8 protein-coding genes and 2 tRNA genes are annotated in these 9,878 nt (G+C 58.9%); 2 read left to right on the plus strand and 8 right to left on the minus strand.

Annotated features, from left to right (window positions below; all coding sequences use genetic code 11):
- The first annotated feature begins 6 nt into the window (after positions 1–6).
- Positions 7–1,533 (plus strand): glutamine-hydrolyzing GMP synthase, encoded by a 1,527-nt coding sequence (guaA, locus tag ABWU19_RS06140; protein WP_435900841.1) that lies wholly within the window; start codon positions 7–9, stop codon positions 1,531–1,533.
- Positions 1,534–1,671: 138 nt separating this feature from the next.
- Here the strand turns inward: guaA and ABWU19_RS06145 are convergent, their stop codons facing one another.
- The 8 genes from ABWU19_RS06145 to ABWU19_RS06180 all read right to left on the minus strand — a co-directional run bounded on the left by ABWU19_RS06145 (position 1,672) and on the right by ABWU19_RS06180 (position 9,573).
- Entirely contained in the window at positions 1,672–2,253 is a 582-nt protein-coding gene (locus ABWU19_RS06145) for a protoglobin domain-containing protein (RefSeq protein WP_435900842.1), read from the minus strand.
- A 210-nt stretch (positions 2,254–2,463) separates the two neighbouring features.
- Positions 2,464–4,743 (minus strand): protein translocase subunit SecD, encoded by a 2,280-nt coding sequence (gene secD / locus ABWU19_RS06150; protein WP_435900843.1) that lies wholly within the window; start codon positions 4,741–4,743, stop codon positions 2,464–2,466.
- A 186-nt stretch (positions 4,744–4,929) separates the two neighbouring features.
- Entirely contained in the window at positions 4,930–5,250 is a 321-nt protein-coding gene (locus tag ABWU19_RS06155) for a hypothetical protein (protein ID WP_435900844.1), read from the minus strand.
- A gap of 131 nt (positions 5,251–5,381) precedes the next feature.
- Positions 5,382–7,097 carry a translation initiation factor IF-2 gene (infB, locus tag ABWU19_RS06160; RefSeq protein WP_435900845.1) on the minus strand — a complete coding sequence of 572 codons (1,716 nt, stop codon included), beginning with the start codon at positions 7,095–7,097 and terminating at the stop codon, positions 5,382–5,384.
- A 28-nt stretch (positions 7,098–7,125) separates the two neighbouring features.
- Positions 7,126–7,425, minus strand: a complete 300-nt coding sequence (locus tag ABWU19_RS06165; RefSeq protein ID WP_435900846.1) for a YlxR family protein — start codon at positions 7,423–7,425, stop codon at positions 7,126–7,128.
- A gap of 26 nt (positions 7,426–7,451) precedes the next feature.
- Positions 7,452–8,630, minus strand: coding sequence for a transcription termination factor NusA (nusA, locus tag ABWU19_RS06170; protein ID WP_435900847.1), 1,179 nt, complete (start codon positions 8,628–8,630; stop codon positions 7,452–7,454).
- 55 nt (positions 8,631–8,685) lie between these two features.
- Positions 8,686–9,228 (minus strand): ribosome maturation factor RimP, encoded by a 543-nt coding sequence (gene rimP, locus ABWU19_RS06175; protein ID WP_435900848.1) that lies wholly within the window; start codon positions 9,226–9,228, stop codon positions 8,686–8,688.
- A 258-nt stretch (positions 9,229–9,486) separates the two neighbouring features.
- Positions 9,487–9,573, minus strand: a tRNA-Leu gene (locus ABWU19_RS06180).
- A gap of 122 nt (positions 9,574–9,695) precedes the next feature.
- Here ABWU19_RS06180 and ABWU19_RS06185 point away from each other — a divergent pair.
- Positions 9,696–9,771 (plus strand) — tRNA-Lys (locus ABWU19_RS06185).
- The last annotated feature ends 107 nt before the right edge of the window (positions 9,772–9,878 follow it).

Consider the following 9,878-nt stretch of genomic DNA (forward strand, 5'->3'; position numbering starts at 1 on the left):
TCTTGCATGAGTGTGGTTATCCTCGACTATGGTTCGCAGTACACCCGCTTGATTGCCCGCCGTGTCCGGGAGCTACGGGCATATTCGGTTATTTTGCCGGGAACTGCCAGCTTGGAACGTATCAAAGCGGAAAATCCGCAAGCCCTGATTCTCTCAGGGGGGCCAGCCTCGGTGTTCGACCCGAGCAGTCCGCGGCCTGCGCCAGGGGTGCTGGAGCAGGGCTGGCCGGTTCTGGGCATCTGCTACGGGATGCAGTACCTGGCCCAGCACTACGGGGGCAGGGTCGAGCGGGCTGGGCGCCGCGAGTACGGTAAGGCCAACCTGGTTTTTCATACCGGCCCGCTCTTTGCTGGCCTCGAGGGCGAGCTGCAGATGTGGATGTCCCACTCCGACGCAGTTACCGAGCTACCTCCTGGCTGGCGTGTAATTGCCAGAACCGAGGAGAACCCGGTTGCGGCCATTGCTGCGCCCGATGGGCGTACCTTTGGGGTACAGTTTCACCCCGAGGTGGTGCACAGCCCTAAGGGCATGCAGGTGCTGGAGAATTTCCTCGAGCTGGCCGGGGTTGCCCGCGACTGGACGGCCCAGCACACCCTGGAAAACCTGGTGGCCGACATTCGCGCCAGGGTGGGCGACGACAAAGTGATGCTGGCCGTATCGGGCGGGGTAGACTCCTCGACGCTGGCCCTCTTGCTGGCAAAAGCCATTGGAGACCGGCTCACAGCGGTTTTTGTGGATCATGGCTTGCTGCGGCTGGGTGAGCGAACCGAGGTCGAACAGGCCCTGCGCCCCCTGGGAAAGGCCCTGCGGGTGGTAGATGCAAAAGAGCAGTTTATGGCTGCTCTGCAAGGGGTATCTGACCCGGAGCAGAAGCGCAAAATAGTGGGCCGCGAATTTATCCGGGTTTTCGAGCGCGAGGCCCGGCAGCTTTCGGCCCAGGGCTACCGATGGCTGGCCCAGGGAACCCTATACCCCGACGTGATCGAGTCGGCGGGCAGCGGCGAGGGCAGCGCCAACATCAAAAGCCACCACAATGTGGGGGGCCTACCCGAGGATTTGCAGTTTGAGCTGCTCGAGCCCTTCCGCTACCTGTTCAAAGACGAGGTGCGCGAACTGGCCCTACTGCTGGGCCTGCCTGAGCCCATCCGAATGCGACACCCCTTTCCGGGGCCGGGGCTGGCCATCCGCATACTGGGCGAAGTTACCCAGGAGAAACTGGATATTCTGCGTCGGGCAGACGATATCTTTATCTCCAGCCTGCGCGACTGGGACCTCTACGACCAGGTTTCGCAAGCAGCGGCCATCCTGACCTCTATGCAAAGTGTGGGGGTGGTGGGCGATGAGCGCAGCTATGGCTATGTGCTGGGTTTGCGGGCGGTATCCACGGTAGACTTTATGACCGCCGACTGGGCCCGTCTTCCGCTGGACTTTTTGGACGAAGTGGCGCGCAAAATTACCCGCCAGGTACCGGAGATTGGGCGGGTGGTCTACGACATTACCAGCAAGCCCCCGGCTACCATTGAGTGGGAGTGAAGCCCAAGCAAAGGGCGTTGAGGGGCACGCCTGCTTGTCTTTGACTGTGATGCGTCTACGGGTGCCCAAGCGGCAAAAAATAAGCCTCGAACAGCACTTGTTACAATCGGCTTTGTGCCCTTTTCTCTGAAGACCGCTCTAGGTCTGGCTGGAACGTTGCTCGAGCCAGCTCACTGCCGCCGACTGGAGAAAGCGTGGACTGACCCCGGACTGCTCCAGTTTATGCAGGTAGGCCTCGAGCCGCTCGTCAGCAGTCATGGCTTGAACGGAGCTGGCCAGGCGCATCCAGGCCCTAAAGAGCTGGTCAGCCTCGTCGAGGGGCAGGCTGAGGTGGGAAAGTTGCCAGATTTGCTCGATGAGCCAGCCCCACATCACCATGACCTGGCTTTTGGAGATGCCCCGGTACTGATGCACCCATCCGACCAGAACCTGCCAGGCGAAGTACTCGAGGTCAAACGGCCCAGCAATCGTGCGCCGGTACCATACCCTCAGCACCTGCTCCCGCATGGGCCGCTCACCCTCACGAAACACCGAGCGGGTGGCTGGGTGGCTGAATAAGATGTCGTAGAACCCGCTGATAATGGTTTCTTCCCAGCCCCGTAAGTGCGCCGCATAGGTATTGAGGGTAACCCCATCCTGGGGGCTAAAGCGGGTCGTGGGTGGTAAGGTCGCCCAGACGCTCTGGGCGACCTGGAAATACCCGTTCAACGATGGATACATGCGGTCAGCTTAGAACAGTTTCAGAGGTACAAATTGCCCCGTTGTCTATAGTCCCTGCTCCCACAGGCGCTGAACAGTTGACTTTGCAAAAGCAGCATACCGGCTTCACAGAGCTACGCAGCCAAAATCTGTTCACCCAAACTCGGTATCGGCTGGGGTTAATAGCAAAAGACCCCCACCCGCAGGTGGGGGCTGCCTGGCCCGGCTGAACTAGGCCGAACGGGCTTTTGTGGCCGCCTTGCGGCGCTGCTCGAGGGTTTTGTACCAGACCACCAGGGCCGAAACCACATAGATGGAAGAGTAGGTTCCCACAATAAAGCCCACGAAGATGGCCAGCGAGAAGTCGCGCAGTACCGGCCCGCCCAGGAAGAGCAGGGCCAGGATGGGCAGCATGGTCGAGAGCGAGGTCATAAGGGTGCGGGAGAGGGTCTGGTTGATGGAGGTGTTGACGATATCGTAGTAACTGCGGCCCCGCATTAGCTTGAGGTTTTCTCGGATGCGGTCAGAGATGATGACTGAGTCGTTGATCGAGAACCCCACAATGGTGAGCAAGACCGCCACCGTCGGAATGGAAAACTCCAGCCCCAACAAGCTATACATCCCGGCCACAATCGCCACGTCGTGGCCTACTGCAATCACGCTGGCTACCCCGAACACCCAGTCGAAGCGGAAAGCCACATAAATCAGGATGAGCGCCAGCCCCACCAGCACCGCAAAAACAGTATTCCGGCGCAGCTCCGCCCCGATGGCCGGGCCCACCGTTTCGGATTGCAGGATAATGGCATCTAGGCTTTCCTGGAACTTTTTCTCTAGCTCGATGCGCTGTTCTTCACTCACCTGACGCACCCGTACCGAGAACTCATTGCCGCTCACACTGGAAAGCGAGGTGATGACCGATTCGGCCCCGCGTAGCTCGGCAATGCCAGTATTATCCAGGAAGCTGCGTATCTGGTCGGCCCTGACGGTATCAGGTACGCGGATGGTAAAAGCCGTACCGCCGGTAAAGTCGATGCCAAAGTTGAAGCCCTTTACAAATACAATACCCGCGGCGATGACAGCCAGCGTGAGCGATGCAGCCGTGACGTAGCGGGAGATGCCCAGGAAATCAATTTTTGTGCCCCACAGCCAGTAGGGGGGCTTAACTTCGCGGCGGTCGCCGATGGTTTCCAGGAGCCAACGGCTGAAGACCAGGTTGGAGAAGACCGCGGTTACCACCCCCAGGGCCAGCATCACGGCAAAACCCCGCACCGGCCCGGTGCTGTACTGGTAAAGGGCGGCTGCCGCCAGCAGATGGCACATGTTCACGTCGAGAATGGTAATGATGGAGTGGGAGAAGCCGCCCGGGATGGCCTGACGGAACTTCTTGCCCATTTTGAGCTCTTCCTTGATGCGCTCGAAGGAGAGCACATTGCCGTCTACGGCAGCACCCAGGGTCAGAATCAGACCGGCGATGCCTGGCAGGGTTAAGGTTGCGCCCAGCATGGAAATCGAGGCCAATAAGAGGATGGATGTATAGACCAGACCAAGCGCAGCAACCAACCCCATCCAGAAGCCGTAATAGGCGAAGATTAAGGTAAACAGCAGAACCGTGCCGATAATTCCCGCCTGGATGCCCGCATTGATGGCATCCTGACCCAGGGTAGGGCCAATGGCGCGGGTTTCCGCCACTTCCAGCTTCACCGGGAGGGAGCCTGAGCGCAGCACCAGGGCGATGTCGGAGGCTTCCTGTACGCCCGAAAGCCCCTCGATCACGGCCCGCCCACCGACGATGGCCTGGCGGATGCTGGGTGCAGTATAGACTTTGTCGTCCAGCACTACTGCCAGCTGGCGGCCCACATTGGCCCGGGTAACCTCCTCGAACTTTTTAGCCCCCTCGGGGGTGAACTCCATATCGACCTGAGGTCGGCCAAACTGATCGAAAGAGGCATTGGCAGTGCGGAGGTCGGCGCCGGTGAGCAGGGGTGGTCCGAGGTCCTCGAGCTTGTAAAGGTTTTTCTCGAGCTCGGCCCGGCGGGCAGCCAGGGCGGCCCCGCTCAGGCCCGAGTTGCGCAATTGCTCGTTGATTTGCGCCACGGTGGTACCAGTTGCGCCCTGATTGACGATGCGAAACTCGAGTTTGGCGGTCTGACCAATCAATGCCAGGGCACGCTCCTGCTGGTCCTGCTTCAAGCCTGGCAGCTCAACGATAATCCGGTCGTTGCCTTGTACCTGCACCAGCGGCTCGGCCACCCCAATCGCATTGACCCGGTTCTCGATAACGGTGCGGGCTACCTCGAGCTCGGTTTTGGCAATGGCAGGGTCGGGGTTCGGGGCTACTACCTTCAGGGTTACCCGCAGGCCTCCTTGCAGGTCAAGGCCAAGCCGAATCAGGCCATCGGCGGGCAGCAAGGGGTTTTGCGGGTTGCGGGCTTCCCAGGGGCGGAAAAGTCCCACAATGGCTGCCACAAGCAGCCCTATCAGAAAAACAGCTTTCCACAAACGGTTGGTCATATGGGCTCCTGGCGCAGCTCGCTGTATTTCTCCGCCAGAGCGGGGCGGACGCGAACTGCTCTAAATCAAGTCGGAACGAGGGTTTTGGGCCATACTTTATCCAGATTGTGCTCATCTGGGGCCAGGCCAAAATTCTTGAGCAGCGTTTATTTTTTGGCCTCTTGGCACCGGGCAGCATGGGGGGCTTTAGCCACCGTCGGTTTGCAGGCGGGAATAGGCCAGATAAAGCCGCCGCCTTGGGGGCAGCATGAGCTGCGCAGGGGCCGACGGGAAAACGGGAGCAGAAGGGCTGCGCATGGCCAGCCCCAGCGCCACCACAATCAAGCCCAGACTTAGGGGATTGAATTTGGCTTTGGCCTCGAGCAGTTGCTGGGGTAGGGGAATGGCCATCCAGCCCTGGCTGAACCCGCTACCGGCTTTGGCTTTGCTGGGCGACCAGAAGAGCCCCGGCCCCAAGGCTAATAGGGCCAGGATTGCAAAGGTGATCCAGCGTTGCCAGCGTTTCATAACTTAAAGCCAAATCACTTTATACCGCAATGCAAGGTTTGACCAGCTCGAGGCGCACCGCTGCGGTAAAGCCCAGCGCACTTGACTGCCCATGCACAAGAAGGTTTCCTGTAACCGCTTGAGGCGCTTGGTTAGTCTGTGGCTACCTCAACTTGCTGGCTGGCCTCGAGCACGTCCCCCTCCTGGAAATCGGTAAAGCCATCCAGCAGAATTCCACACTCAAAGCCCTGAGCCACCTCACGCACATCGTCTTTGACCCGCTTGAGGCTTTCGATTTTGCCTTTCCAGACTTCCTTACCCTTGCGCAAAACCCTGATGTCGGCGTTGCGTGTAATTTTGCCCGAGGTGACCATGCAGCCTGCAATGACCCCACGGGTCAGCTTGAAGATGGCCCGCACTTCGGCAGTTCCCAGGATTTCTTCTTTGTAGACCGGCTCGCGCTGCCCCTTCACCATTTTTCGGATCTCGTCAATCAGCTCGTAGATGATGCGGAAGCTTTGCAGGGGCACGCCCTTTTGTTCCGCTGCCTTTTTGACTGAGCCGCTGGGATTGACACTAAAGGAGAGGATGGCCCCGCCCGCAGTCGAGGCCAGCAGCACATCCGACTCCGTAGGTGCGCCTACCGCGGCCAGCAGCACGTTAATCTTGACTTCTTCGGTGGCCTCTTTAGCCAGAATGTTTTGAATGGCTTCCAGGGAACCCTGGGTATCGGCGCGCAGGATCAGGTTAATTTCCTTTTGTTCGTCCTCGTGCACCTGTCGCATCAGATCGGCCAGGCTACGGGCGCGGGTGAACTCAGCTTTGGCCTCAGAGGCTTTGCGCTCCTCGATGCGTTCTTCGGTAATTTCCTTGGCCGCTACCTGGTCTGGGACCCAGGTAAAGGTATCCCCGGCCGAGGGCAGGTCCGAAAAGCCCAGTACCTGCACAGCACTCCCAGGGCCAGCCTCGGTGCGACGGGTGCCTTCGGCATCAGACATGGCCTTTATCTTGCCCCAGTGCTCGCCCGCGACCACATAGTCACCGATTTTGAGGGTACCTTGCTGTACCAGCAGGCTCACCAGGACACCCGCTTGTTTGTCAACTCGAGCTTCCAGTATTACACCCTGGGCCTCGGCTTTGGGGTCGGCCCGCAGGTCTTCGAGTTCGGCCAGCAGCAGGATGGTCTCGAGCAGGTCGGAGATGCCCTGGCCGGTCTTGGCTGAGATGGGCAGCACTTCCACGTCTCCACCAAAAGCCACCGGCACCATGCCCAGCTGCATCAAATCCTGGTAGACCTTGTTGATGTCTGCGCCGGGCAGGTCCATCTTGTTGGCGGCAAAGACAATCTTGGCCCCGGAGGCTTTGGCGTGGGCGATGGCCTCTTTGGTCTGGGGCATCACCCCCTCGGTGGCTGCGACCACGATAACGGCAATATCGGCGACCCGGGCCCCCCGCTGCCGAATGGTGGTGAAGGCCTCGTGGCCGGGGGTATCGATAAACACCACCGTGCCGCCTTTGGTCTTTACTTCAAAGGCCCCTACGTGCTGGGTAATACCTCCGGCTTCCTTCTCGGCAATGCGGCTTTTGCGAAGGTAATCCAGCAAGCTGGTCTTGCCGTGGTCTACGTGCCCCATAATCACCACCACCGGCGGACGGTGGGGGATAGACTTGCGGGCCTCTTCGGCTTTGCGTGCTGCCTCGGCGACCTTTTGCTCACCGATGAGCTCCTTGACCGCTAGGGCGGTGTCTTCCTCGAGGGTGCTGGCATGGGACTTATAGCTTACCCCCATCTCGTCGAGGATTTTGAGCAGCTCGTCGTTGGTCATGCCGAGCTCTTTAGCGAGCTGATAGATTCTGATTTTTGCCATGCTGACCTCCAGTTCTGTGCGTCCAAAGTCATGTGTCTTGCGACGATGGTTTCTCGACCTTTAGGGTCTGACTAAAGACGTTTCCTAGAACCATTTGTAATGCTAAGGAGAGCTCTGTTGCTTTCGCTCCGGCGAAGCGGCGAAGTTTTTTCTCGGCCCAGCACCCGGGGCGGTCGGGGCATACATAAGCGCCACGCCCAGGTTTGCGCCCGGTGAGATCGAGCACGGGGCCTCCCTCGGTAATCACAATCCGCAACAATTCCTGCTTGGGCCTGCGTTCCCGACAGGCGATGCACTGGCGGATGGGAATGTGTTTAGCCTTGGGCATCCAGCCTCCGTGGTGGGTCACCGCCACTATTCGCCGTCTTTGAACAGGCTCTCGAAGCGGCTCTTGGCATCCTGCGAGACTTTCAGGGACTCGTCCTTCTCGGCTGCTTTCAGAATGGCTGCGTCGAGGTCGGTAATCTCTTCGGCTTCCTCGAAGTCGATCTCGTAGCCGGTTAGCTTGGATGCCAGGCGCACATTCTGGCCTGCCTTACCGATAGCCAGCGAGTGCTGATCTTTTGCGACCACTACCCTGGCGCGGTTCTTGCCATCCTCGCTGGTTTCTATGGCTATTTCGCCCACAGTGGCCGGCGAGAGTGCGTTGCGGATGAACTCTTTTGGATTAGGGCTCCATTGAATAATGTCGATCCGCTCGCGGCCAAGCTCAGCCGAGACCGCCTGAATGCGCTGGCCCTTGTGCCCGATACAGGCTCCGATGGGGTCAACGTTAGGGTTGTGGCTTACCACAGCCACCTTGGAGCGGCTTCCGGGTTCGCGGGCCAACGCCTTGACCTCCACGATGCCCTCGGCAATCTCGGGGACTTCCTGGCGCAGCAGGTAGCGCAACAGCTCTTCGTGGGCCCGGGAAACCACCAGGCTGGGTCCTTTGGTGGAGCGCTGCACCTGTTTCAGGTAGACCTTAATGCGCTGACCGGGGTGATAGCGCTCGGTGGGGATTTGCTCTTTGGGGGGCATCAGGGCCTCACCGCGGCCCAGCTCCACGTAAACGTTGCCCCGGTTGTCCACCCGGGCCACGCTGCCGGTTACGACCTCGCCTTCTTTGTCCTTGTACTCGTTATGTACGCGGGTGCGTTCGGCTTCTTTGAGGCGCTGGGTGAGCACCTGCTTGGCGATCTGCACCGCAATGCGGCTGAATTCCTCAGGGTCAACGGGGAACTCCATCTCCTCGCCCACTTCGACTTCGGGGTCGTACTTTCTGGCGGTCTCGAGGTCAATCTCTTTATCGGAGTCTTCGACCTTCTCGACCACCCGCCGTATTTCCAGTACCTCGAGGTGGCCCTCCTGGGGGTCTAGCTGCACCTCTACGATGGGGCCCTTGCCTTCTTCTTCGACGTCTTTTTGCTTGAAGCCTCTTTGCCGTAAATAGGCTAGCCGCAAGGCCTCTTCAAAATTGGAAATTAACTCTTCTGCTGTAACCCCACGCTCGTGGGCTACCTGGGAAAGGGCGTCTACAAAATCTTTGTTCACAGATGTTCCTCCTTTGCTTGATGCGGATACTTGCCTGGAGCTTGTTGGGCCTGACCTACCTGGGTCTGTCGGGCCACTCGGCCAGGTTCGCTTTGAAGGTGCCGAGCTGAAGGGTGCGTACCTCGTCCTTCTCGAGCCAGAACTCCACCATATCTCCCTTGACTGCCCCTACCCGTCCGGTAAAGTTGCCCTGGGGGCTGCGAACCTTTACCTTCAGGCCCACAAAGCGTTCGAAATGGCGGGCGGTGAAGAGCGGGCGTTCGGCGCCCGGCGACTCGACCTGAAGCAGGTAATGCTCTGGTAAAAGCGCCTCGAGGGTGTCGAGATGCGCGCTGAGTGCGCGGTTGGCCCGCTCGAGGTCGGCCACCGAGATGGGCACCTCGTCCTTGCGCTCAATGCGCACGAGCAGAATGGGGTTCTTACCGCTTTTGAGGCTGGCCTCGAGCACCTCATAGCCCAGGGGCGACAGCACACCTGTGACAACCTGACTCCACTGAGAAGCGCTGTCTGAGCCGGTTTTGGGCCCCATCTGCAAGGATTTATCTGGCTCCACGCATTCACCTCCTCCCCAAGAAAGAAGGGTGGGTTGAAAACCCACCCCCTGGAATCTCGGGAGAACTTAGCAAATAAAAGTTTAGCACTATTTGATGAGAGGGTAAAGTGAGACGGATTGCCTTGTGCGCTGGGTTTAGCCTGGGGGCCATAAGCCACCAGTGCCGACTTCACAGGGATACTCAACCCTCATTGAGGCACACCTCCGTGAAGCCTGGTCTGCTACCTGGTGAACAGCCGCCTGAATAATGACTGTTCAGCCAAACTCAATATTAAGAAACCCCCTCTTGCAAGAGGGGGCTGGTGGTGCCGGGAACAGGACTTGAACCTGCACACCCTTGCGGGCGCATGACCCTGAATCATGTGCGTCTACCAATTCCGCCATCCCGGCTCAGGGCAAGAGAAATAGTAGCCAGTTAAGCCCATTTCGTCAAGGGGGGTAACAAGAAGAAACACAAAACACAGCGAGATATTGACAAAAAGCGATTACGCCACTATATTTATGTGTTGCTTGGGCTGTTAGCTCAATTGGCAGAGCAACTGACTCTTAATCAGTGGGTTGCAGGTTCGATTCCTGCACAGCCCACCAGGCAAAGCGGAAAGCCAGGGCTATTTGCTCTGGCTTTTACGTATTTTTGAGCCAAAAACCTAAGTACACGACAAAAGTTGAAAAACATGGACAGGGACACGGAGGGA

The organism is Meiothermus cerbereus (assembly GCF_051297115.1).
Taxonomy (GTDB): Bacteria; Deinococcota; Deinococci; order Deinococcales; family Thermaceae; genus Meiothermus; species Meiothermus cerbereus_A.